Raw genomic sequence first — 23,971 nt, forward strand, 5'->3', positions numbered from 1 at the left:
CGTACTGCACGGACTCTAGGCAATGGTCCGCAGGCCCGCAAGCGAGCGGGCCGTCCTCCCATCGAACGATTTTCATGATTGCCCAGAAGACCCCGCTCACGATCCTGCTCGCCAGCCCGCGCGGCTTCTGCGCCGGCGTCGACCGCGCCATCCAGATCGTCGAGCGCGCGCTGGAGCGCTATGGCCGCCCGGTCTATGTCCGCCACGAGATCGTGCACAATCGTTTCGTCGTCGAGAACCTCGAGGCCCAGGGCGCGATCTTTGTCGACGAGCTCGACGAGGTGCCCGACGACCGGCCGGTCGTGTTTTCCGCGCATGGCGTGCCGAAATCGGTGCCCGCCGAAGCCGCCCGCCGCAACCTGCTCTATGTCGACGCGACCTGCCCGCTGGTCTCCAAGGTCCATCGCGAGGCCGAGCGTCACGCCCAGTCGGGCCGCACCGTCATCCTGATCGGCCATGCCGGCCATCCCGAGGTGATCGGCACGATGGGCCAGCTGCCGCCGGGCAAGGTGGTGCTGGTCGAAGACGTCACGCAGGCCGAGACGCTCGACATCGCCGATCCGGAGAACTTGGCCTACGCGACCCAGACCACCCTGTCGGTCGACGACACGACCGGCATCGTGGCCGCGTTGCGCCGCCGGTTCCCGTCGATCCAGGGACCGAAGATGGAAGACATCTGCTACGCCACGACCAACCGCCAGGCCGCGGTCAAGGCGATCGCCGAGCGCTGCGACGCCATGGTGGTGATCGGCGCGCCGAATTCTTCGAACTCGATGCGGCTGGTCGAGGTCGCCGCCAATTACGGCTGCAAGAAATCGCGCCTGGTGCAGCGCGCCGTCGACATGGACTGGGAGTGGCTGGGCGATGCCCGCCGTCTCGGCATCACCGCCGGCGCGTCGGCGCCCGAGCTGCTGGTCGACGAGCTGATCGAGGCCTGCCGCGCGCGCTACGACGTCACCGTCGAGGAAGTGCGCACGACCGAGGAAAGCGTCGTCTTCAAGCTGCCGCGCGCGCTGGTGGCCTGACGTGGCGGTCTATACGGAAGTCGGCGACACCGAGCTCGAAGCCTTTCTCGCCCAGTACGACATCGGCGAGGCCGATTCCTTCAAGGGAATCGCCGAAGGCGTCGAGAACACCAACTATGTGCTGACCACGACCGGCGGCCCGAACGGTGCGGGTCAATACATGGTCACGCTCTACGAGAAGCGCGTCGATCCCAACGACCTGCCGTTTTTCCTCGGCCTCATGGACCACCTTGCCGACCGTGGCCTCACCTGCCCGCGACCGATCCATGGCCGTGACGGCAAGGCGCTGCGCACGCTCGCGGGCAAGCCGGCAGCGATCACGAGTTTCCTCCACGGCATGTGGCCGCGTCGCACGACGGTCGCGCATTGCGCGCCGGTCGGCGAAGCCATGGCCGTCATGCATCTCGCCGGACAGGATTTCGCACTGAAGCGCCCCAACGCGCTGTCGGTCGCGGGCTGGCGTCCGCTCTGGGAAGGCTCGCGCCGTCACATCGATGCGGCACTCGACCGCGAACTCGGCGCCGAGATCGAATTCTTCGAAGCGAACTGGCCCAGGGACCTGCCGGCCGGTGTGATCCATGCCGACATGTTCAACGACAATGTCTTCTTCCTGCAGGAAAAGCTGTCGGGCGTGATCGACTTCTACTTCGCCTGCAACGACCTGCTGGCCTACGACGTTGCGATCTGCCTCAACGCCTGGTGCTTCGAGATCGACAATTCCTTCAACGCCACCAAGGCGCGCAATCTGCTGCAGGGCTATGAGCGCGTGCGCAAACTGAGCGACGAGGAGAAACAGGCGCTGCCGCTGCTGGCGCGCGGCTCGGCGCTGCGCTTCCTGCTGACCCGTCTCTACGACTGGGTGCACACGCCGGCCGATGCGCTGGTCAAGCGCAAGGACCCGCAGGAATATCTCGCCAAGCTGCGCTTCCATCGCGCGGCGCCCTCTCTTTCGGACTATGGCTTGTAAGAGGGGCTTGTGAGCGAGACAGCGAAAGTCGAAATCTTCACCGACGGCGCGTGCAGCGGAAATCCCGGCCCGGGCGGCTGGGGCACGATCCTGCGCATGGGCGAGAAGGAACGCGAACTCTCCGGCGGCGACCGCGCGACGACCAACAATCGCATGGAGCTGATGGCCGCGATCCAGGGGCTGGAAGCGTTGAAGCGACCCTGCAACGTCCGCCTCTTCACCGACAGCACCTACGTGAAGGACGGCGTCACCAAGTGGATCCACGGCTGGAAGAAGAACGGCTGGAAGACGTCGGACAAGAAGCCGGTGAAGAACGTCGAGCTGTGGCAACGCCTCGACGCCGCCCGCGCGCCTCATCAAGTCGAATGGCGCTGGGTGAAGGGCCATAGCGGCCACCCCGAGAACGAACGTGCCGACGCGCTGGCGCGCGCGGCGATCTCCGCGCTCAAGTCCTAACGGCGGTTTCCCTCACAGAGTCGAAACTTCCATCACGAGGTCGAAGCCTTCCTGCGTGCCGTCGCAGGGATTGTCGCCCTCGGCCAGCCGCCAGGCCTGTGACTTGAAGGAGCGGCGGAAGGTGAGCAGGCCAGCGACCTTGCAGGGCGCGCCCGTCCCGACCTTGGCAACGCGGAAGGCGACTTCGCCCCGGATCTGCACGACACCCTCGCGGATACGCTCGATGACGCCGTCGATCGAGACCCAGTCTCCCTCGGTGCCTTTCGCGACACTGTCGAGTCGCCCCTTCACCGCCCAGACCGGCCCGTCCTGACGCGTGATGAAGAGATCGCCCGGCGTGGCGCCTTCGAGCTTGGAGTAGCGCCCCCAGGAAATCTTGCGCGCTCGGGAGAGCAACTCGGCTTCGTCGTCGGAGTCGATGGCGGTGCGCGTCACCACAGGCGGCACGGCCGGCAAGGGCGACGACAGGTTCGAGGTCGAGGCGCCGTTCTCGACCGCCGGCGCGCGGTTCGGCGGCGGTGCCGGATAGTAGGAAGAGGATCCGTTCTGCGCCTGCGCGACAGCCGGCACGACGAACGCTGCGATACCGCCGAGGACGATCGACGCGAGGAACCTGTTCATGCGCATGGACCGTTCGGTGCGTCGGTCCGGCGGAACTCAGCTCCGCTTCGGCTGGGCCGGAACGGGCTTCTTCTCGACCGGCTTTTCCATCACGAGGTCGAAACCCTCGCGCGTGCCGTCGCAGGGATTGTCGCCCTCGGCCAGGCGCCAGACCTGCGACTTGCCCGAACGGCGGAAGGTGAGCAGGCCGCCCACCTTGCAGGGCGTGCCTTTCTCGACCTTGGCGACACGGAACGCCACCTCGCCGCGAATCTGAACGACGCCGGCCCCGATGCGCTCGACGACGCCGTCGATGGCGACCCAGTCGCCTTCGGTGCCCGGCGCCACGCTGTCGAGGCGGCCCTTCACGACCCACACGGGACCCTGGCGCGTCACCGTCACTTCGCCGGCCTTGGCGCCCTTGATCTTGGCGTAGCGGCCCCAGGCGATCTTGCGTGCTTCAGCGAAGAGCTGTGCCTCGGCATCGGAATCGATCGCGGTGCGCTCGACCGCGTGTGGCGCGGTCGGCAAGGGCGAGGACAGGGTCGACGTCGAAGCGCCCTTCTCGACCACCGGCGCCTGAGCCGGCGGCGGCGCCGGATAGTAGGAAGAAGGTGGCTGCGTCTGGCCAGCAGGCGCCTGCGCGAAGGCCGGCGCGGCGAAGGCTACGGCACCGATGAGAGCGAGCGACGAGAGGGATTTGTTCATTTGTCGGGATTTTACCTGAGGGACTTCTAAGGCGCTATCGCTTCTGGGCGGGTTTCGCCGGAGCAGCGGGCGCGGCGGGCGCATTGGCGGCCCCGCCGGCAAGGCCCGCTTCGGCACGACGCGCGGCGGCGGAGGCCGGCGGCACCAGCCTCAGCACGCGGTTGAAGTCGGCGTTCGCCGCGTCCTTCGAGCCGCGGGCGAGATTGGCGAAGCCGCGTTCGAGCAGCGCCTCGGAATGATCGGGCGCGATCGACAGCGCGCGGTTGGCATCGACCAGCGCACGGCCGGGGTCCTGGGCGTTGCGCCACGCCGCGGCCCGCAGCACCAGCACGTCGACATCGTCCTGGCGCAGGCGGATGGCGCGGTCGAAGTCGGAGATGGCGCGCGGCCAGGCCTGCATGGCGGCGTAAGACAGGCCGCGATCGACCCAGAGATCGGGATCGTCGGGCTTCAGCTCCAGCGCCTTGCTCTGGGCAGCGGCCGCCTTCTCGGCACCGCCGGCTTCCATCCAGGATTGGCCCGCCTGTGCCCACAGTTCGGCGCGCAGGCCCGGCCGGTCCGAACCCATGTCGCGGGCGATCGCCTCGAACTGGGCGGCGGCCTGGGCGTGCTTGCCCGACTGGAACATGGCGACGGCGACGCAGTGACGGGCGCCGAGACCACCGCCTTCGACGATCCATTTCTCGGCCGCCGGCAGCGCCCGCAACGGCTCCATGCGCGCGAGTCGCATGCAGTCGGTGTAGCGCTTCAGATGATCGGGGCTCGTTTCCAGGCCCGGCGGCCCGGGCAGGGGCTTGGCGGGCACGACGGGAATCGGCTGCGCCAGCAAGGGCGACGCGATGAGCAATCCGACCAGCGGCCAGAGCGGCTTGAGACGAAACAACATGGTTGCAAAGAACCGCGCGCGCGCGTTCCTGACAAGATGACAAGACGACTTTTCATTTTCGGCCTGGGCTACAGCGGCCTTGAAATCGCCAAGCTTGCGAAGGCGCAGGGCTGGGCGGTGGCCGGCACCTGCACGAGCGAAGAGAAGGCACGCAGGCTGCGCGAACTGGGGATCGAGGCGCATGTCTTCGATGGCGCCTTTCCTCTCGCGGCCGATGCCTTCGGCAACGCCACCCATGTCGTCTGCACGGTGGCGCCGGGCGCCGCCGGCGATCCGGCGTTGCGGGCCTGCCGCGCGCTGCTCGGCTGCGCGCGCTGGCTGGGCTACCTCTCGACGACGGGCGTCTACGGCAATCATGACGGCGGCTGGGTCGACGAGACGACGCCGACTCTCTCGACGCAGCCACGCAGCCTGGAGCGGATCGCCGCCGAGCAGGACTGGCGCGACCTCGCCGCCGAGACCGGCGCGCCTCTTCATATATTGCGACTGCCCGGCATCTACGGTCCGGGCCGCAGTCCGCTGGACCGCGTGTTGACCGGCACGGCGCAACGCATCGACAAGCCCGGCCAGTTCTTCTCGCGCATCCATGTCGAGGACATCGCCGTCAGCACGCTGAAGGCCATGGACCGCGAGCACGGCACGGAGATATGGAACGTGGCCGACGACCTGCCGGCGGCCAATGCCGATGTCGTGGCCTATGCCTTCGAATTGCTGGGCCGCCCCGTGCCGCCCCTGATCCCGTGGGCGGAGGTCGCGCCTAAAATGTCACCGATGGCGCGCTCCTTCTATGCGGAGAGCCGCAAGGTGAGGAACGACAAGCTCAGGCGCGAACTGGGCGTCGTGCTGCGCTATCCGACCTATCGCGAGGGCCTGAAGGCGATCGCGGCCGCGAGCGGTTAGGCTCGCTTGTCATCCTGAGCGAAGCGAAGGATCTCTTGCTGGCCACGGAGTCCGTTGGTCGTTCCGCAAGGTCCTTCGCTGCGCTCAGGACGACTAACGCATCAGCTCCTCGACCGTCGCGATCAGGCGCGCGATGTCGGACGGCGTGCTGAGACGATGGTCGCCACCCTTGATGAAGGTCGTGATCACTTCCGGCGCGTCGAGATGCTTGGCGATCTGCAGCGAATATTCCCACGGCACATCGGGATCGCTCTGGCCGTGCAGCAGGCGCACCGGACACGGCAGCGCGAGCGGCTTGTCGAGCAGCAGGTGATTGCGGCCTTCCTCGATCAGCTTCCAGGTGAAGACGGACGGCTCCGGTGAATATTGCGAAGGACGTTCGAGCCTGCCGTCGCGTTGCAAGGTCGCGCGGTCTTCGGCGGAGAGGCCATTGAACAGCATGCGTTCGGTGAAGTCGGGCGCGGCCGCGATCAGCACGAGGCCGGCGAGCCGTTCGGGTCGCGCGCGCGCCGCCAGCAACGACAGCCAGCCGCCCATGCTCGATCCGACCAGCACCAGCTTGCCCGCGGTGAGCTGATCGATCGCGGCCAGCGAATCGTCGAGCCAGCGGCCGATCGTGCCGTCCTCGAAGCGCCCCGACGATTGGCCGTGGCCAAGATAATCGAAACGCAGGAACGCGTGACCGGTCTTTTCCGCCCAGGCTTCGAGCGCCACCGCCTTGGTGCCGGTCATGTCGGAGCGGAAGCCACCGAGGAAGACGACGGTCGGCGCCGGTCCCGGTTTCGTCGCACGTGTCGTTGCATAGGCGATGGTGTTGTCATCGCCGCGCTGCAGCCGCTCGACCCTACCCACGTTGTTCCTCCCGTGTTACCTGCTGCCTCCCGTTAATCGTGTAGCCAAAAGCAACGCCCGTGTCCGCGCCCACCCTGCTTCAGATCGTTCCGACCCTGGCCGGCGGCGGCCTGGCACGTGCCACGCTCGAAGCGGCGCAGGCCGTGATCGCGTCAGGCGGCTCGGCGATCGTGGCCTCGCCCGGCGGCAGCATGGTGCCCGACCTGCTGCGCCTGCGCGCCAGCCATCTCGAACTTCCCGACCGAAGCCACGCGGTGTGGGGACGGTTGACCTTGCCCGGCAAGCTCGCGTCCAGCCTGCGTGACGCGAAGGTCGACGTCGTGCAAGCGCGCTCGCCCGCCACCGGTTGGGTCGCGCGCGCGCTGGCGCGTCGTCTCGGCATCAAGTGGATCGCGACGCTGCACCGGCCGTTCCTCGCGTCCGATCTTGCGGGCCGCTTCGTCGAGCGGCGGCAGTCGCGCGCCGATGCGGTGATCGCCGTCTCGCAGCACGTCGCGCGCGATGCGATCGAACGCTTCCCCGCGCTGCAGGACCGGCTGGAAATCATCTCGCCCGGCATCAACTTCGACCGCTTCGATCCGGCGATCGTGCGCGCCGACCGGCTGATTCGTCTGGCCGGCGAACTGCGCGTGCCCGACGGCATGCATCTCGTGCTCTGCCCCGGCCGCTTCGGCGAGGACAATGGCCAGAAGATCCTGGTCGAGGCGATCCGGCAGCTGGGCCGCGACGATGTGTTCTGCCTGCTGCTGGGTTCGACCGGCGCGCCCACGCCGTTCGAGAAGGAACTCGAGCGCACCATCGAGGCCGCGCAACTGAACGGCCGCGTCCAGATCGGTCCCTATGTCGACGACATGCCGGCCGCCTACATGCTGGCCGATGTCGTGGTGTCGACCGGCGGCCAGCGGCAGGGCTTCAGCCGCACCCTGGTCGAGGCGCAGGCGATGGGACGACCCGTGGTCGCCGAGGATGGCGGCGGTGCTGCCGAGACGATCCGCCCCGACGGCGTGACCGGCTGGCTGGCGCCGGCCGGCGATCCGGCGGCGCTGGCCCAGTCCCTGCAGGCGGCACTTTCGCTGTCGGTCGAACGGCGGGCCGAGCTCGCGCGGGCCGCGCAGGAGCATGTGCGCGGCAATTACAGCCTGGCGCAGTCCAACCAGCAGCTCCTGGCGCTTTATCACCGCCTGGCTGCCCGCTGAGCGCAGCTTGACTCACCGGGGTCGGGCACTTATCTCCCACCTCATGGAACGACGGTTTTTCACCGCTCCTGCCGTTATCACCACCGTCCGAACTTGAATCGGCCGGGCGCGCACACTTGTGCGGTCTCCCGGCCCACCGCTGCCGACCGTTCGTGTCGGCAGATGAGTTGTGTTCGGAATTTCGTTAGCTGGTGAACAAGATGATCAATATTTCCCTGCCGGACGGTTCGGTCCGATCCTTCGACAAGCCGGTGAGCGGCGCAGACATCGCCGCCTCGATCGGTCCCGGCCTCGCCAAGGCCGCCCTCGCGTTGCGCGTCGACGGCAAGATGGTCGACCTCGCCCATGTGGTCGATCGCGACGCCAAGATCGGAATCGTGACGTCGCGCGATCCCGATGCACTGGAACTGCTGCGTCACGACGCGGCGCATGTGCTGGCGCAGGCGGTCCAGGAACTCTACCCCGGAACGCAGATCACGTTCGGCCCCTCGACGGAGGACGGCTTCTACTACGACTTCGTGCGCGACCAGCCCTTCTCGCCCGAGGACTTCGCCAAGATCGAGCAGCGCATGGGCGAGATCGTCGATCGCGACCTGCCGATCGAACGCTCGGTGTGGGACCGCGCGCAGATCAAGGACTACTTCGTCCAGCACGGCGAGAAGTTCAAAGCCGAGTGGGCCGACGAGCTGCCGAAGGACGAGGAGATTTCCGTCTACAAGCAGGGCGACTGGCTCGACATGTGCCTGGGGCCGCACCTGCCCTCGACGGGCAAGCTCGGCAAGGCGTTCAAGCTCACGAAAGTGTCGGGCGCCTACTGGCGTGGCGACAAGAACAACGCCCAGCTTCAGCGCGTCTACGGCACGGTCTTCTTCTCCGACAAGGACCTGAAGGCCTACCTGCATCGCATCGAGGAAGCCGAGAAGCGCGACCATCGCCGCCTCGGTCGCGAGATGGGCCTCTTCCATCAGCAGGAAGAAGCCGCGGGCATGGTGTTCTGGCACCCCAAGGGCTGGACGTTCTGGCGCACGCTTGAGAGCTACCTCCGGCGCAAGCTCGATGCCGCCGGCTACCAGGAAGTGAAGACGCCGCAGCTCGTCGATCGCAAGCTGTGGGAGGCGTCGGGCCACTGGGAGAAGTTCCGCGAGAACATGTATCTCAGCGAGAACGAGGAAGGCCTGCGCGAGTTCATCGCCGACGACGACAAGCGCATCTTCGCGTTGAAGCCGATGAACTGCCCCTGCCACGTGCAGATCTTCAACCAGGGCCTTCGCAGCTACCGCGAGCTGCCGTTGCGCATGGCCGAGTTCGGCTCGTGCCATCGCTTCGAGCCGTCGGGCGCGCTGCACGGCATCATGCGCGTGCGCAACTTCACGCAGGACGATGCCCACATCTTCTGCAGTGAGGAGCAGATCGAGAGCGAGACGATCCGCTTCTGCGAACTGCTGGGCTCGATCTACCGCGACCTGGGCTTCCCGGATTACTTCGTGAAGTTCTCCGACCGGCCGCCGGTGCGCGCCGGTTCCGACGCGGTGTGGGACCAGGCCGAGGGCGCGCTCAAGGCGGCGTCGAAGGCCGCCGGGCTCGACCTCATCCTCAATCCCGGCGAGGGCGCGTTCTACGGGCCGAAGCTGGAATTCGTGCTGCGCGATGCGATCGGCCGCGACTGGCAGTGCGGCACCCTGCAGGTCGATTTCGTCCTGCCCGAGCGTCTGGATGCGAACTATGTGGCCGAGGACGGCTCGCGCAAGCGGCCCGTCATGCTGCACCGCGCCATCTTCGGCAGCTTCGAGCGCATCATCGGCATCCTGATCGAGAACTATGCCGGTCGCTTCCCGCTCTGGCTGGCGCCGACGCAAGCGGTGGTAGCCACGGTCGTGAACGACGCCGATGGCTATGCCGAGGAGGTCGCGGCGGCGTTGCGGGCGGCCGGCATGCGGGTCGATACCGACCTGCGCAACGAGAAGATCAACTACAAGGTCCGCGAGCACTCGCTGGCCCACGTGCCGCTGATCCTCGCGGTCGGCCGGCGCGACATGGAAGCCCGGACGGTGGCGATCCGCCGGCTCGGCTCCGACAAGCAGGAGGTCCTTGAACTCGGGGCCGCCGTCACTACACTTTCAACCGAGGCCCGGCCGCCCTTCTAGGGGCGGCCCGGTTTCGCTACCCGCCCCGATGTCGGGGCTTCAAAACAGGAGAAAGACATAGCAAGACCTGCCCAACAGACTGCGCCCACCCGCGAGGGTCCGCGCGTCAACAGCGAGATCCGTGCCGCGCAAGTCCGCCTGATCGACGAGAATGGCGAGATGGTCGGCGTGGTCAGCACGCGCGAAGCCATCGAAATGGCCGAAGAGGCCAGCCTCGACCTGATCGAGATCTCGCCCAACGCCGTACCGCCGGTCGCCAAGATTTCCGACTACGGCAAGTACAAGTACGAGGCGCAGAAGAAGGCCCACGAGGCGCGCAAGCACCAGAAGGTCATCGAGGTCAAAGAGATCAAGATGCGCCCGAACATCGACGACCACGATTACGAAGTGAAGATGCGCGCCATGAAGCGGTTCATCGAGGAAGGCGACAAGGTGAAGGTCACCCTGCGTTTCCGCGGCCGCGAGATGGTGCACGCCGATCTCGGCATGCAGGTGTTGAACCGCGTGCGCGGCGAGATGGATCCGGTGACCAAGATCGAATCGATGCCGCGCATGGAAGGCCGGCAGATGATCATGGTGCTGGCGCCCAAGTGACGCCAGGCACCGGGCAGGCGGCCCCTATTTCTTCTGGGGCCGCTGCCGCAGGGTCACCGTTCCGGCGGTGCGCTGCTCATCGGGGTTGAAACGCCCCGTCGTCACGAGGTTCTCCGGCCAGGTCACGCTGAAGACCGTCTCGGCGGCGAACGACATCGGCCCCTCGCCTTTCACCGTCTGCCAGTAGTCGCACCGCACCGCGTCCGCGGGATCGATCTGCTGCGCGAGGCAGAACTGGTGCAGCACGTAGGGAATGAAGCGGGCGAGCCCGCCTTCCGGCGCCGTCGCGACCTTGAGCGCAAATGACGAAGGCTGCTGGTTGCAGCGATAGCGGGCGACGATCTCCGACGATCCCGGCGTGCGCAACTGCAGGCCTTCGAGTTCAGCGCGCAGCGCATCGAGCGCGCGCGTGCGGGCGGCGTTGGCGAAGCTGGCGGCCACCAGCGCCGCCTCATAACGGCCGATCGCTTCCGCCACCGGCGCCTCGGGATAGCCCGCCCTCGCGAGATCGCGCGACCACGACTGGGTCTCGAGCGCACGCACCGCCATCTCGCCGGTGAGGCCCGAACTCTCGCCCCAGCCGCCCAGCACGTTCTCCGGCGTCCAGCAGTATTTGAGGAGATTGTAACCGCCCGCCTCGACGGGAAGCGCACGCGTCTTCTGAACGCCGATCGACTGCGCGACCACCGTCTTCATCAACAGGTACTGCATCCCCGGATTGTCCCGCACCTTGTCGGAGCTGGAGAGCGCGGTGAGCGGCAGGGCGGCCGCCTGGGCATTGGCCGGCGGCGCGGCCGGCGGATCGAATTTGAGCGTGGAGGGCGAAGCCGGCTGGGGTGCCAGCGACTGGACCTGTGGCTGAGCCTGAGCTTGCAGGGGGGCCGCAGCGAGGACAGCCAGAAGGACGATCGCTACAGTCTTCATCGTGTTCGAATCCCGGTGGGATGGTAGATTTCGCCCGTGAGACAACGCATCAAGGCCCTCATCGTTGCGGTCGTCGTCGCGGCGGCCGGCTCCGCCGTCGCGCAAACGTCCCCTCAAGTGGCACCTCAGGCGCCGCCGCCGATGATCCCGCCGGCGGCTCCCAAGCCCGCCGCCACACCGGTACCGCCCCCGCAGGCGACGCCCGGCAGCGAGGCCGCCCGCACCTTCTCCGACTTCCTGAGTTTCGGGCCGCACCGCGCCTTCGTCGTGGCGCCGGACGGGCGGGCAAGCTGGTGGGCGGGCGCCAGCGGCCCGATCCCAGCCTGGCGATCGCCGCCGCGCTAAAACGCTGCCAGGAGCGCGCCAAGGAGGACTGCAAGCTCCACATCGTCAACAACTACACCGTGACCGGCCACGACTGGCGCGAGCTCGTGCCCGCCCGTTCGGTCGGCGCGGTCGATATCGGCCGGCTGCGGCCGCAGCCCTACTGGTCGATGCGCGGGCCCCAGCTCGCCACCGGCCTGGTCGTGTGGAGCCACGGCTACATGGCCGGCAAGAACTCCACCGAGAGCGCGCCGCAATCGTGGATCGGCCAGTTCACGCGCCTGGGCTACGACCTCTACCGCTTCGACCGCGAATGGATCACCGACTGGGCGAGCGACGCCACGGCGCTGGCCGACGCCGTCAACAAGGCGAAGGCCATGGGCTACCGGCGCGTCATCCTGGCCGGCCAGTCGGCGGGCGCCTGGGTGTCGCTGGCCGCCCTGCAGCGCGGCGCGGCGGCCGACGGCGTCATCTCGATCGCGGCCGCCCATCACGGCAAGATCGACAAGATGCACGACCTGACGCGCGCCCGTTCGGAATGGCAGTACGTGCTCGAAGGCATCAAGCGCGGTCCGCGCCTCATCGTCGTGAACTTCGCCGACGATCCCTACGATGTCGGCGGCCGCATGAACGATGCCCGCTCGATCCTGGCCAAAAACGGCGTCGACGCTGACATCATCGACGCGCCCGACGGCTTCAAGGGCCACGGCGCCGGCTCCGACTCCGCCTTCGTGCGCAAGTTCGGCGCCTGCTTCGCGACCTTCATCCAGACAGGCGAGAAGCAACCGCCCTGCTAGGGCATGTACGACCCGCCGTTCACGTGCAGCACCTGGCCCGTGGTGGCGTCCGAATCGTCCGACGCGAGGAAGACCGCCGTGCGCGCGATCTGCTCGGGCGCAAGCAGCTTGCCGCCCAGCGGGATGTTGGCGCGCGCCATCTCGACCAGTTCGGCGTGGGTGTTGCCGTAGTGCGGCTGGGCGGTGTCGGTGGTGCCCGGCGCGATGGCGTTGACCCGGATGCCGTGGGGCGCGAGTTCGAGGGCCATCGCCCGCGTCATCGAGACCACGCCGCCCTTGCTCGCGCTGTAGTGCACGCCGCGCACCGCGCCGCGCACCGACTGCGAGGACAGGTTGATGATCGAGCCACCCATTTTGCCGGCGGCGATCAGCGCCCGGGCGACGGCGATGGCGGCGAAGCAGCCGGCCTTCAGGTTGATGTCCATCAGGTAGTCCCAGTCGCTCTCGCGCATCTCGAGCAGCGGCACCCGCGGATAGACGCCGGCATTGTTCACCAGGATGTCGGGCGGCCCCAGCACCTTCACCGTCTCGGCGACCATCGCCTCGATCTCGGAGACCTTCGAGACGTCGGCCTTCAGCAGGTAGGCCTGCCGGCCGACCTGGGCGATGTCGCGCGCCACCGCCTCGGCGCCGGCCCGGTCGTCGAGCCAGCTCACGGCCACGTTCGCCCCCTCGCCCGCTAGCGCCCGGGCGATCGCCGCCCCGATGCCCTGCTGGGCCCCGGTCACCAAAGCCACCTTGCCTGCCAATTTCATGCGAAAATCCCCCGTCGGAAGGCCATTTGGCCCCGTCCCGGTATGCTTGCACGGACTGGGCCGTCTCTGTATAAGCCCCGTTCCTTCGAGTGGCTTGGCCAATAAGGGCATTGCCTCGGCTGCTTTGTAAGGACTTTCCGGTCGTCTGTTTCACAGGGGGCCGGGACCGGCGCGCAAGCGCTAACCCTTTGAAAAGGAACAAAAATGCCCAAGATGAAGACCAAGAGCGCGGCCAAGAAGCGTTTTCGCTTCACCGCGTCCGGCAAGGCAAAGCATGGGGTCGTGGGCAAGCGCCACGGCATGAGCAAGCGGGGCAACCGCTTCCTCCGTCAGGCGACCGGCATGGCCATCGTGTCCGAGCCCGATACCCGCATCCTGAAGCGCAATTTCTTCCCGTACGAGAGGTAGTAGACCATGGCACGCGTTAAGCGGGGCGTGGCTGCACACGCTCGTCACAAGAAGGTTCTCAAGCTCGCGAAGGGCTATCGCGGCCGTTCGAATGCGGCGTTCCGCGTCGCCATCGAGAAGGTCGAGAAGGGCCTGCAATATGCCTACCGCGACCGCCGCAACAAGAAGCGCGCGTTCCGTGGCCTCTGGATCCAGCGCATCAACGCTGCGACCCGTGAGCATGGCATGACCTACTCGCAGTTCATGAACGGCATCATCAAGGCCGGGATCGAGATGGACCGCAAGGTCATGGCCGATCTCGCCACGCGTGAGCCGGCAGCGTTTAAGGCTTTGGTCGATCAGGCCCAGGCCGCCCTCAAGTAGTCTTCTGCGCGTAACGCGCGGCTGACAGACATCGCAAAGAGGGAGCCTGGACCACAGGCTCCCTTTTTTCGTGTTCGGTTTCGAGAGTGGGAAAGATGGACGATCTTTCGACGATTCGCAGCGAGGCGCTCGACGCCGTGCAGGCCGCCGCCGATCTCGGCGCCCTGGAGGCCGCCCGCGTGGCGGCGCTCGGCAAGAAGGGCACCGTCAGCGGCCTGATGAAGACGCTGGGCGCACTCGCCCCGGAACAGCGCAAGGAATTCGGCGCGCGGGTGAACCAGCTCAAGGGCGAGATCGAAGCCGCGCTTGAAGCCCGCAAGGGATCGCTCAGCGCCTCGGCGCTCGAAGCCAGGCTCGCGTCGGAGAAGATCGACGTCTCGCTGCCCGTGCGCCCCGTCGCGGAAGGCTCGCTGCATCCGATCGGCCAGGTGATGGACGAGGTCGGCGCGATCTTCGGCGAGATGGGCTTCACCTGGGCCGACGGTCCCGACATCGAGGACGACTGGCACAACTTCACCGCCCTCAACATCCCGCCGGATCATCCTGCGCGCCAGATGCAGGACACGTTCTATCTGCCGACGCGCGCCGACGGCACGCCGATGGTGCTGCGCACCCACACCTCGCCGGTGCAGGCGCGCACCATGCTGAACAAGGATGTGCAGAAGCGGCTGGCCGACGGCGGGTCGCTCCGCATCATCGTGCCCGGCCGCACCTTCCGCATCGACAGCGACGCCACGCACACGCCGATGTTCCACCAGGTCGAAGGCCTGGTGATCGATCGCACGACGCACATGGGCCATCTCAAGGGCTGCCTGGTTGATTTCTGCCGCGCCTTCTTCGAGGTCGACGACCTGCCGCTGCGCTTCCGCCCCTCCTACTTCCCGTTCACCGAACCGTCGGCCGAGGTCGATATCGGCTGCTCGTGGAAGGGCGGCGAGCTGAAGATCGGCGCCGGCGATTCGTGGCTGGAAATCCTGGGCTCCGGCATGGTGCATCCCAACGTGATCGCCAATTGCGGCCTCGATCCCGCCGTCTATCAGGGCTTCGCCTTCGGCATGGGCATCGATCGCATCGCCATGCTGAAGTACGGCATCCCCGACCTGCGCGCCTTCTTCGACGCCGACCTGCGCTGGCTGCGCCACTACGGCTTCTCGGCTCTGGAGGCCGTGCGATGAAGTTCACTTTGTCCTGGCTCAAGGAGCATCTCGACACCGACGCGACGCTCGTGCAGCTGCGCGACGCGCTGACCATGCTCGGCCTCGAGGTCGAGGGCATCACCGATCCAGCCGAAGCGCTGAAAGGCTTCGTCGTCGGCTACGTGGTCGAAGCGGTGCAGCATCCCAACGCCGACCGTCTCCGGGTCTGCAAGGTCGATACCGGTGCCGGCATCGTCCAGGTCGTGTGCGGCGCGCCCAACGCGCGCACCGGCATGAAGGGCATCTTCGCGCCGCCGGGCAGCTACATTCCCGGCACCGACCTGCACCTCAAGGTCGGCAAGATCCGCGGCGAGGAGTCGAACGGCATGCTCTGCTCCTCGCGGGAGCTGCAGCTCGGCGACGACCATAGCGGCATCATCGACCTGCCGGCCGAGACCGTGACCGGCATTCCAGCGGCCGAGGCGCTTGGCCTCGACGACGCAGTGATCGAGATCAAGGTGACGCCGAACCGCGGCGATTGCCTGGGCGTGCACGGCATCGCGCGCGACCTCGCCGCCGCGGGCCTCGGCACCCTGAAGCCGGTGAAGACGGACAAGATCGCCGGCGTCTACAAGAGCCCGATCAAGTGGACGCACGGCTACGAGGCCAAGCCCGACAGCCCCTGCGCCATCGTGGTCGGCCGCCATTTCCGCGGCGTGAAGAACGGCCCCTCGCCCGATTGGCTGCAGCGCCGCCTGAAGGCGATCGGCCTGCGCCCGATCTCGATCCTGGTCGACATCACCAACCTCGTGACCTTCGACCTCAATCGCCCGCTGCACGTGTTCGACGCCGCCAAGCTCTCCGGCGACCTCGTCATGCGCCAGGCGCGCGAGGGCGAGCAGATCCTGGCGCTCGACGGCAAGACCTACACGCTTGATCCCGCGGTTTCGGTGATCGCCGATTCGAAGGCGGTGCATGGCATCGGCGGCATCATGGGCGGCGAGGAGACTGGCGTTCAGGAGACCACCACCGAGGTGTTCCTCGAAGCCGCCTACTTCCAGCCGATCGGCATCGCCGCGTCGGGCCGCAAGCTCGGCATCCTGTCCGATGCGCGTTACCGCAACGAGCGCGGCATCGATCCGGAATCCTGCTGGTGGGGCGCCGAGGTGGCGACGCGCCTGATCCTCGAACTCTGCGGCGGTGAATGCAGCGAGCTGGTGTCGAGCGGCGTGATGCCGGCCTGGCAGCGCAGCTTCGACTTGCGCGCCGATCGCGTGAAGACGCTGACCGGTATCGACGTACCGGGAACGGAGACCGCCTCCATCCTGAAGAAGCTCGGCTTCGCCGTGAGCGGCAGCGGCCCGTGGACCGCCGCCGTGCCGTCGTGGCGTCCCGACATCGTGGGCGAGGCGGATCTCGTCGAGGAAGTCACGCGCGTGTTCGGCTTCGACAACATCCCGACCACCTCGCTGCCGCGCCTCTCGGCGACGTCACGGCCGGTGCGTGACGCCATGCAGCGGCGCACACCGCAGGCGCGCCGGGCTCTGGCCGCGCGCGGCCTGAACGAGGCCGTCACCTGGTCGTTCCTGCCGTTCAAGAAGGCCGAGCGTTTCGGCGGCGGCGGTGCCGACGTGCGCCTGCTCAACTCGATCGACGCGACGCTCGACACGATGCGCCCGTCGATCCTGCCCAACCTGATCGACGCGGCCTCGCGCAACGAGGCGCGCGGCCTGTCCGATCCGGCGCTGTTCGAGGTCGGCCCGCAGTACAAGGATGCGACACCGCAGGGCCAGCGCACTGTCGCGGCCGGCATCCGCCATCACATGGCGGTGCCGCGCAACTGGGCCGGACCTGCACGCACCGTCGACGCCTTCGACGCCAAGGCCGATGCGCTGGCCGTGCTGGCCGCCATCGGTGCGCCCGACACGCTGTCGGCGCAGGCCGGCGCCCCAGACTGGTATCACCCCGGCCGTTCCGGCGCGCTCAAGCTCGGTGATCGCGTGATGGCCTATTTCGGCGAGCTGCATCCGGAGATCGTGGCCGGCGCCGACCTCAAGGGTCCGGTCACTGCCTTCGAAGTGTTCCTCGATGCGCCGCCGCTGCCCAAGGCGAAGGCCACCAAGGCGCGGCCGAAGCTCGTCCTGTCGGCTTTCCAGCCGCTTGAGCGCGACTTCGCCTTCCTGGTGGATGCGGGCGTCGAGGCCGACAAGCTGGTGCGCGCCGCGCGCAACGCCGATAAGGCGCTGATTACGGCTGCCCGCGTGTTCGACCTCTACGCCGGCAAGGGCGTGCCCGAGGGCAAGAAGTCGCTGGCCATCGCCGTCACCCTGCAACCGGTCGAGCGTACCTTGACCGATGCGGAGATCGAGGCGGTTTCCGATAAGATCGTGGCCCAGGTGGTGAAAGCCACGGGCGCCGTGTTGCGTGGTTAGAGTGAAATGACCGACCTGTCGTTGATCCGTAACTTCTCGATCATCGCCCATATCGACCATGGCAAGAGCACGCTGGCCGATCGCCTGCTGCTGGCCTGCGGGGCGGTGACGGAGCGCGAGTTCCACGACCAGATGCTCGATTCGATGGACATCGAGCGCGAGCGCGGCATCACCATCAAGGCACAGACCGTCCGCCTGAACTACAAGGCGCACGACGGCAAGACCTACATCCTGAACCTGATGGACACGCCCGGACACGTCGACTTCGCCTACGAAGTCAGCCGGTCGCTGGCGGCCTGCGAGGGCTCGCTGCTGGTGGTCGATGCCTCGCAGGGTGTCGAGGCGCAGACCCTGGCCAACGCCTATCACGCGATCGACGCCAACCACGAGATCATCCCGGTCCTGAACAAGATCGACCTGCCTTCGGCCGAGCCCGAGCGGGTCTGTCGCGAGATCGAGGACGTGGTCGGCATCGACACGTCGGAGGCGGTGAAGGTCTCGGCCAAGACCGGCCTCGGCATCGACGACCTGCTCGAAGCCATGGTGAAGCGCCTGCCGGCGCCCAAGGGCGAGCGCGACGCGCCGCTGAAGGCGCTGCTGGTCGACAGCTGGTACGACCCGTACCTCGGCGTCGTGACCCTAGTGCGCGTGCAGGACGGCGTCCTGCGCCGGGGTATGAAGATCCGCATGATGGCCGCCGCCGCGGCCTACGACCTCGACAAGGTCGGCATCTTCGCGCCCAAGGCGACCGACGTGGCCGAGCTCGGCCCGGGCGAGATCGGCTTCATCATCGCCGGCATCAAGACCATCGCGGACTGCAAGGTCGGCGACACGATCACCGACGACCGCAAACCCGCCTCGGAGATGCTGTCGGGCTTCAAGCCGAGCGTCCCGGTGGTGTTCTGCGGCCTGTTCCCGGCCGACGCCGCCGAGTTCGAGACGCTGCGCGAATCGCTGTCCAAGCTGCGCCTGAACGATTCTTCGTTCCATTTCGAGGCCGAGACCAGTGCAGCCCTTGGCTTCGGCTTCCGCTGCGGCTTCCTGGGTCTCCTGCATCTCGAGATCGTGCAGGAGCGGCTGGAACGCGAGTTCAATCTCGACCTCGTCACGACCGCCCCGTCGGTCGTCTACAAGGTCGCGATGGTCGACGGCACGGCGATGGAACTGCACAATCCAGCCGACTACCCCGACCCGATGAAGATCGAGTCGATGCAGGAGCCGTGGATCAAGGCCACGATCATCACGCCCGACGAGCATCTCGGTTCGGTGCTGACGCTCTGCCAGGATCGTCGCGGCCAGCAGATCGAGCTCACCTATGCCGGCACGCGCGCCATGGCGGTCTATCGCCTGCCGCTGAACGAGGTCGTGTTCGACTTCTACGACCGGCTGAAGTCGATGACGCGCGGCTATGCGAGCTTCGACTACGAGATGGACGGCTACGAGGAGAGCGAGCTGGTGAAGCTCGCCATCCTGGTGAACGCCGAGCCGGTCGATGCGCTGTCGATGATCGTGCACAAGAACGCCGCCGAGAGCCGCGGCCGCCAGCTCTGCGAGCGGCTGAAGGACCTGATTCCGCGCCAGCTCTTCAAGATCGCCATCCAGGCCGCGATCGGCGGCCGGGTGATCGCCCGCGAGACCATCAGCCCGATGCGCAAGGATGTGCTGGCCAAGTGCTACGGCGGCGACATCAGCCGCAAGAAGAAGCTCCTGGAGAAGCAGAAGAAGGGCAAGAAGCGCATGCGGCAGATCGGCGAGGTCGAGATCCCGCAGTCGGCCTTCATCGCCGCCCTCAAGATGGACAGCCGCTAGGCCCGGATCAGGCCGAGGTCAGGCCAGGCTCAGGAAAGCCCGCCGCGCCGGCGGCGGGGACGCGAGCCCGCGAGGAAGCCGGAGTCCGACCGGCCGCTGTCGCGGCGGCCGAGCCAGACCAGGACGATGCCCAGCACGAGGCACGCCGGGACGGCCGGCACGGTGAGCAACGGCCGCATCAGCCAGGTCCACAGGGCGCCCGACAGGGGCCGACGCACCGAATTCTGTGTGTTGCCGAGCGATGTGGGATCGAGGTGCGACCATAGGCTCCCCAGGGTCGAGAAGGGGTAGCTGCCCTCGGACCACCAGGTGAGCAGGTCATGCACGATCACTGCGACAGCCAGGGCCAGAAGAAGCCAGCCCAGGGTACGAAACACGACCATTACTCCCCCAAGCTCCGGTCAAGCACGGGGTGACCGTAGCCAAGCCGGCGGGACCGGGGAAGGACGTTGCCCAAACCATCCACCGATGTATAAGAGCGGCCGACCGCGCTTCCCGGACAGGTGGCCGAGCGGTTTAAGGCACACGCTTGGAAAGCGTGCGTGGTGTAACAGCCACCGCGGGTTCGAATCCCGCCCTGTCCGCCATTGCTCGAAGAAAACGGCCGACGAACCGGCCCATTTTCCCTGGCGGCATCCACCAACGAGCTAAGCCAGCGCACGATCAAGGCAAAGGCTATAAGTGCACTCTCAATATCAGGAGAGATCGAGTGAGCTTTCGTGCCTCGGGCCATAACTGGCGTCTGTACTGCGGATCGAACGTCCTTGAGAAATCCCTCCAGGAGGTCGCGGCTCGTGCCGGCGCCAAGCGCGTGTTCGTCGTCTGCTCACCGTCCATCAAGCGGCGAACCGACATCGTCGACCGCATTGAAAAGGCTCTGGGGTCGACCTTCGCCGGCGTCTTCGATCAGATCGAAAAGGATTGCCCCTACCCCAACGTCTGCGCCGCCAGGGATGCCGCCCGCGAGGCCAATGCCGATCTTCTTGTCGCGGTCGGTGGCGGAAGCGTGCTGGTCGCCACGCGTGCCGTCGCCATCTTCCTCGGAGAAGACCGCGATCCCTTCGAGCTCATGACGCAGTACCCGGCCGGAAAGCCGGCCTACAGCCCGCGCCTGAACGCGCCGAAGATTCCCATCGTCAACATCCCGACCACGCCCACCAGCGCCATGAATCGCGCCGGAACGGGACTGAAGAATGCCGACCTGGATCATCGGATGGAGTTCTTCGACCCCAAGACCCGGCCGCAGGCCATCCTGCTGGACCACGAGGTCCTGATGACGACACCCTCCGCCTCGCACCGTTCGACCGCCACCACCGTCTTCTCCAGCGCTGTCGGAGCGATCGCCGCTGCCGAATCCAATCCACTGGTCGAAGGCGATCGCCTTCAGGCTTTCCGCCTCGCCTTGCGCGCCTATTCGGCCCTTGCCCAGAACCGCGACGATGCCGCCTCGCGTGCCGATCTCTGCGTCGCGGCATTCCTGCAGAACCGTGCCGAGGACGATGGAGCCCGCATGGGCGCCAGTTCCGCCTTTGGCGGCGACTACGCCGTTTCCACCGCCTTGCATGTCGAGTTCCCGCATGTCGGTCAGGGCGAGTCGATCTCCACCATCCACGCCACCAAGATCCGACTGTCAGAGAGTGGCGATGCGGCCGAGGCGCAGGTCGTCGCCGAAGCGCTCGGTCTCAATCATGGCTCCAAGCCGATCAAGCTCGCCATCGCCGATGAGCTGGAACGACTGTACCGCAGCGTTGGGATGCCGATTCGTCTCAGCGAAATGAATATCCCGCGATCGGCGCTTGCCCTCATTGCCGGGCAGACGGTGAAGAACTTCAACGCCAACGCAGGCGTTCGCTCCGACAGCGAGCGCATTGCCGCGGCCCAGCGGCTGCTGGAGGCCGCTTACTGACCGACCGGCAGGGCGTCGCCGACGCGACAGTCACTCGGTATGCAACTGAACCGAGTGGCCTCAGGCTCGTAAAATTGCCTGTTTTCGACTGCAAATTCGCGGTCGAGACTTGCAGTGAAGGCCAGGAACTCACGAAACCGTCAGGCGCCATGGTCGGGCGGTTTCGTTGCCATCCGGTGCCCCTGCTATTAGGTTGTGCGGCGGGGTGGAACAATCCGACGACAGCAAATCGTGCGGACCCGTGAGACGGGTCCAGGCAGGCCATTTGGGGGGCCGTCATGACGTCGCTGGTCAATAATCTGGGCGGCACCGCCGGCTTCGGCGAGTTCTCGCTCTCGCGCAACGACGACGGGTCGACGGCCTTCATCGACCTTACCCCGATCTTCGGCGCGCAAGGCATCAACTTCTTCGGCCACTACTACACCGGCTTCTACCTCAACAATAACGGCAGCGTGACCTTCAACGCGGCCACCAGCAGCTTCACGCCGAGCTCGATCACCGGATCGACCAGCAATCCCATCATCGCCGCCTACTGGGCCGACATCGACACGCGCGGCGGCGCGGTCACGGCGACGTCCGGCGGCACGTCGACCGGCAGCAACCTGCTCTGGTACGACCTCGATCCCGTCACCCACACCTTCACCGCCACCTGGGACGATGTCGGCTACTACAACAGCCAGACCAACAAGCTGAACGCCTTCCAGCTCAGCATCCACGAGATCAACTCGGACGGCGATTTCGACATCACCTTCCGGTACGAGAACATCGACTGGACGACCGGCAACTCGTCCGGCGGCAGCAATGGCCTCGGTGGCACGCCGGCCCGGGCGGGCTACAGCGCCGGCAACGGCGAGGACTATTTCGAGTTGCCGCAATCGGGCAACCAGGCGGCGCTGCTCGCGCTGGAAGGCGCAAGTAACGTCGGCGTCCCGGGCACCTACATCTTCTCGGTGCGCAACGGTGTGCCGACGGTCAGCGTCAGCGTCGGCGACGCCTCGGTCGACGAGGGCAACGGCGGCGAGCCCAACTATGTGAGCATTCCGGTCTTCCTGACCGCGCCGTCCAGCTCGACTGTCACCGTCCACTACACGACGGCGAACGGCACCGCCCTCGCCGGCCAGGATTATGTCGCCCAGAGCGGCACCCTCACCTTCGAGCCCGGGCAGACGCAGCAGAACATCCTCGTCGAGGTCATCGGCGATTCGGTCGTCGAGGGCAACGAGACCTTCACCGTCACCCTGTCCGATCCGTCGGAGGGCGCGTTGATCCTCGGCAGCAGCGCGACGGGCACGATCGTCAACGACGACATCGTGACAACGACGCTGTCGATCGCCGCCGCCAGCGCGGACAAGGCCGAAGGCGACATGGGCGCGACGCCCTTCACCTTCACCGTCACCCGCACCGGCGACCTCAGCACCACCAGCAGCGTGCACTGGGCCGTCAGCGGATCCGACGTCTTCGACGCCGATTTCATTCCCTTCGACGAGCTTCTGGACTCCGCCAACCTCCTGTCCCAGACCGCTTCCGATCTTGGCGTCTTCTTCAACCAGATCCCGTCCGACGGCGATGCCGCTGACCCGCAATTCTCGCTCTACGGCGGCGAGATGCCGTCGGGTCACGTCACCTTCGCCGCCGGGGAAAGCTCCAAGACCATCACCGTCTGGGTCCTGGGCGAGACGCTGGTCGAACGGGACGAGAGCTTCGTCGTCACCCTGTCCGATGCCAGCGAAGGCACCGTCATCGACACGGCGTCGGCCACCGGCGTCATCCGCAACGACGAGCATCCCGATCTGGTCCTGACCAGCGCGAGCTACACGCTGCCGCTCTATGTCTCGAACCTGGTCCTGATCGGGACCGACGACGTCAACGGCACCGGCAACGACCTGAGCAACATCCTGATCGGCAACTCGGGCCACAACATCCTGAGCGGCGGTGACAACACCGATTACCTCTATGGCCAGGGCGGCGACGACATCCTGATCGGCGGCGCCGCCGGCGCTGCGCCGAACCAGCTCTGGGGCGGCGACGGCACCGATACCGCCTCGTATGTCGGCACGACCGGAACGGTCTATGCCGACATCGCGGCGCTGGCCGGCTACGTCAACGGCGTGCTGGTCGACACGATGAACTCGATCGAGAACCTGACCGGTGGGTCGGGCACCAACACGCTGGTCGGAGATGGCGACGCCAATGTGCTGACCGGCGGCTCCGGCATCGACTATCTGTACGGCCAGGGCGGCGACGACATCCTGATCGGCGGCGCGGTCCCGTCGGGCAGCACCAACCAGCTGTGGGGCGGCGAAGGCAGCGACACCGCCTCGTACGCCACCACCACGGGCGTGGTCTATGCCGACCTCGGCGTCCAGGCGGGCTGGGTCAACGGCGTGCTGACCGACGAGATGAACTCGATCGAGAATCTCATCGGCGGCTCGAACGCCGACACGCTGGTGGGCAACGCAGACGCCAACAGGCTGACGGGCGGTGCCGGCGCGGACGTGCTCTGGGGCCGTGGCGGCGCCGACGTCTTCGTCTTCTCCAGCTATGCCGACAGCAACCTCGTCACCGGCTACGACACGATCGGCGATTTTGTCTCGGGCGTGAGCAAGCTCGACTTCCGGGCGCTCGCCACCGACGCGTCCCATGTCCTGATCCAGTCGGACGGAGCCTCCACGAGCGTTTACGTCGAGCACACCGCGGGCCAGTTCAATGCCGCCACCGACCTGGCCATTGCCCTCGTCGGACCCCATGCCGTTGCGATCGGCGACATCCTGTTTACCTGAGGTCGACGC

The 23,971-nt window shown here is 66.9% G+C and carries 23 protein-coding genes and 1 tRNA gene; 17 read left to right on the top strand and 7 right to left on the bottom strand.

Annotated elements, in window-relative coordinates:
• Positions 1-74 precede the first annotated feature (74 nt).
• The 3 genes from ispH to rnhA are packed head-to-tail and all read left to right on the top strand — an operon-like array spanning position 75 to position 2,448.
• Entirely contained in the window at positions 75-1,025 is a 951-nt protein-coding gene (gene ispH, locus AC1RP5_RS26815) for a 4-hydroxy-3-methylbut-2-enyl diphosphate reductase (RefSeq protein ID WP_493115860.1), read from the top strand.
• A gap of 1 nt (position 1,026) precedes the next feature.
• Positions 1,027-1,992, top strand: coding sequence for a homoserine kinase (locus AC1RP5_RS26820; protein WP_493115861.1), 966 nt, complete (start codon positions 1,027-1,029; stop codon positions 1,990-1,992).
• Between the two features lie 9 nt (positions 1,993-2,001).
• Positions 2,002-2,448: a ribonuclease HI gene (gene rnhA / locus AC1RP5_RS26825; protein WP_493115862.1), complete on the top strand. Its 447-nt coding sequence runs from the start codon at positions 2,002-2,004 to the stop codon at positions 2,446-2,448.
• A gap of 12 nt (positions 2,449-2,460) precedes the next feature.
• On the opposite strand, the gene AC1RP5_RS26830 is transcribed toward rnhA, so the two are convergent.
• The 3 genes from AC1RP5_RS26830 to AC1RP5_RS26840 are packed head-to-tail and all read right to left on the bottom strand — an operon-like array spanning position 2,461 to position 4,642.
• Positions 2,461-3,075 carry a hypothetical protein gene (locus AC1RP5_RS26830; protein ID WP_493115863.1) on the bottom strand — a complete coding sequence of 205 codons (615 nt, stop codon included), beginning with the start codon at positions 3,073-3,075 and terminating at the stop codon, positions 2,461-2,463.
• A 30-nt stretch (positions 3,076-3,105) separates the two neighbouring features.
• Positions 3,106-3,756 (bottom strand): hypothetical protein, encoded by a 651-nt coding sequence (locus tag AC1RP5_RS26835; RefSeq protein ID WP_493115864.1) that lies wholly within the window; start codon positions 3,754-3,756, stop codon positions 3,106-3,108.
• Positions 3,757-3,790: 34 nt separating this feature from the next.
• A complete protein-coding gene (locus AC1RP5_RS26840; protein ID WP_493115865.1) occupies positions 3,791-4,642 on the bottom strand; it encodes a tetratricopeptide repeat protein in 852 nt (283 codons plus the stop codon).
• 36 nt (positions 4,643-4,678) lie between these two features.
• Between AC1RP5_RS26840 and AC1RP5_RS26845 the strand changes: the two genes are divergently transcribed.
• On the top strand, positions 4,679-5,542 hold the full coding sequence (locus tag AC1RP5_RS26845) for an SDR family oxidoreductase (RefSeq protein ID WP_493115866.1): 864 nt from the start codon (positions 4,679-4,681) through the stop codon (positions 5,540-5,542).
• Positions 5,543-5,635: 93 nt separating this feature from the next.
• On the opposite strand, the gene AC1RP5_RS26850 is transcribed toward AC1RP5_RS26845, so the two are convergent.
• Positions 5,636-6,394 carry an alpha/beta hydrolase gene (locus tag AC1RP5_RS26850; protein WP_493115867.1) on the bottom strand — a complete coding sequence of 253 codons (759 nt, stop codon included), beginning with the start codon at positions 6,392-6,394 and terminating at the stop codon, positions 5,636-5,638.
• Positions 6,395-6,453: 59 nt separating this feature from the next.
• On the opposite strand from AC1RP5_RS26850, the gene AC1RP5_RS26855 reads away from it, so the two are divergent.
• From AC1RP5_RS26855 to infC, 3 genes are all read left to right on the top strand, one after another.
• Entirely contained in the window at positions 6,454-7,590 is a 1,137-nt protein-coding gene (locus AC1RP5_RS26855; RefSeq protein ID WP_493115868.1) for a glycosyltransferase, read from the top strand.
• Positions 7,591-7,790: 200 nt separating this feature from the next.
• Positions 7,791-9,734: a threonine--tRNA ligase gene (gene thrS / locus AC1RP5_RS26860; protein WP_493115869.1), complete on the top strand. Its 1,944-nt coding sequence runs from the start codon at positions 7,791-7,793 to the stop codon at positions 9,732-9,734.
• 57 nt (positions 9,735-9,791) lie between these two features.
• Positions 9,792-10,328: a translation initiation factor IF-3 gene (gene infC, locus AC1RP5_RS26865; RefSeq protein ID WP_493116305.1), complete on the top strand. Its 537-nt coding sequence runs from the start codon at positions 9,792-9,794 to the stop codon at positions 10,326-10,328.
• A gap of 24 nt (positions 10,329-10,352) precedes the next feature.
• Here infC and AC1RP5_RS26870 read toward each other — a convergent pair whose 3' ends face one another.
• Positions 10,353-11,252: a hypothetical protein gene (locus AC1RP5_RS26870; protein ID WP_493115870.1), complete on the bottom strand. Its 900-nt coding sequence runs from the start codon at positions 11,250-11,252 to the stop codon at positions 10,353-10,355.
• 36 nt (positions 11,253-11,288) lie between these two features.
• Here AC1RP5_RS26870 and AC1RP5_RS26875 point away from each other — a divergent pair, with 36 nt between their 5' ends.
• Complete coding sequence (locus tag AC1RP5_RS26875; protein ID WP_493115871.1) at positions 11,289-11,597, top strand: hypothetical protein; 309 nt, start codon at positions 11,289-11,291, stop codon at positions 11,595-11,597.
• Positions 11,546-12,373, top strand: a complete 828-nt coding sequence (locus tag AC1RP5_RS26880) for an alpha/beta hydrolase (RefSeq protein WP_493115872.1) — start codon at positions 11,546-11,548, stop codon at positions 12,371-12,373. The genes AC1RP5_RS26875 and AC1RP5_RS26880 overlap by 52 nt, the downstream gene beginning before the upstream one ends.
• Here the strand turns inward: AC1RP5_RS26880 and AC1RP5_RS26885 are convergent.
• Complete coding sequence (locus AC1RP5_RS26885) at positions 12,370-13,128, bottom strand: SDR family NAD(P)-dependent oxidoreductase (RefSeq protein ID WP_493115873.1); 759 nt, start codon at positions 13,126-13,128, stop codon at positions 12,370-12,372. The genes AC1RP5_RS26880 and AC1RP5_RS26885 overlap by 4 nt on opposite strands.
• Positions 13,129-13,332: 204 nt before the next feature.
• Between AC1RP5_RS26885 and rpmI the strand changes: the two genes are divergently transcribed.
• The 5 genes from rpmI (at position 13,333) to lepA (ending at position 19,276) form a co-directional block, all read left to right on the top strand.
• Positions 13,333-13,536: a 50S ribosomal protein L35 gene (gene rpmI, locus AC1RP5_RS26890; RefSeq protein WP_068187876.1), complete on the top strand. Its 204-nt coding sequence runs from the start codon at positions 13,333-13,335 to the stop codon at positions 13,534-13,536.
• A 6-nt stretch (positions 13,537-13,542) separates the two neighbouring features.
• Positions 13,543-13,899, top strand: a complete 357-nt coding sequence (rplT, locus tag AC1RP5_RS26895; protein ID WP_428685987.1) for a 50S ribosomal protein L20 — start codon at positions 13,543-13,545, stop codon at positions 13,897-13,899.
• A gap of 95 nt (positions 13,900-13,994) precedes the next feature.
• The gene (pheS, locus tag AC1RP5_RS26900; protein WP_493115874.1) at positions 13,995-15,074 is read left to right on the top strand and encodes a phenylalanine--tRNA ligase subunit alpha; all 1,080 of its coding nucleotides are present in this window, start codon (positions 13,995-13,997) and stop codon (positions 15,072-15,074) included.
• Positions 15,071-17,467, top strand: a complete 2,397-nt coding sequence (gene pheT / locus AC1RP5_RS26905) for a phenylalanine--tRNA ligase subunit beta (protein ID WP_493115875.1) — start codon at positions 15,071-15,073, stop codon at positions 17,465-17,467. Before pheS ends, pheT begins: the two co-directional genes overlap by 4 nt.
• A 6-nt stretch (positions 17,468-17,473) precedes the next feature.
• Positions 17,474-19,276: a translation elongation factor 4 gene (gene lepA / locus AC1RP5_RS26910; protein ID WP_493115876.1), complete on the top strand. Its 1,803-nt coding sequence runs from the start codon at positions 17,474-17,476 to the stop codon at positions 19,274-19,276.
• A gap of 29 nt (positions 19,277-19,305) precedes the next feature.
• Here lepA and AC1RP5_RS26915 read toward each other — a convergent pair whose 3' ends face one another.
• Positions 19,306-19,653 (bottom strand): hypothetical protein, encoded by a 348-nt coding sequence (locus tag AC1RP5_RS26915; protein ID WP_493115877.1) that lies wholly within the window; start codon positions 19,651-19,653, stop codon positions 19,306-19,308.
• Between the two features lie 120 nt (positions 19,654-19,773).
• Here AC1RP5_RS26915 and AC1RP5_RS26920 point away from each other — a divergent pair.
• The 3 genes from AC1RP5_RS26920 (at position 19,774) to AC1RP5_RS26930 (ending at position 23,962) form a co-directional block, all read left to right on the top strand.
• Positions 19,774-19,863 (top strand) — tRNA-Ser (locus AC1RP5_RS26920).
• Between the two features lie 122 nt (positions 19,864-19,985).
• Complete coding sequence (locus AC1RP5_RS26925) at positions 19,986-21,182, top strand: iron-containing alcohol dehydrogenase (protein ID WP_493115878.1); 1,197 nt, start codon at positions 19,986-19,988, stop codon at positions 21,180-21,182.
• A 278-nt stretch (positions 21,183-21,460) separates the two neighbouring features.
• Positions 21,461-23,962 carry a nidogen-like domain-containing protein gene (locus AC1RP5_RS26930; RefSeq protein ID WP_493115879.1) on the top strand — a complete coding sequence of 834 codons (2,502 nt, stop codon included), beginning with the start codon at positions 21,461-21,463 and terminating at the stop codon, positions 23,960-23,962.
• The last annotated feature ends 9 nt before the right edge of the window (positions 23,963-23,971 follow it).

It is taken from the genome of Reyranella sp. GW821-FHT12G01, assembly GCF_058806575.1.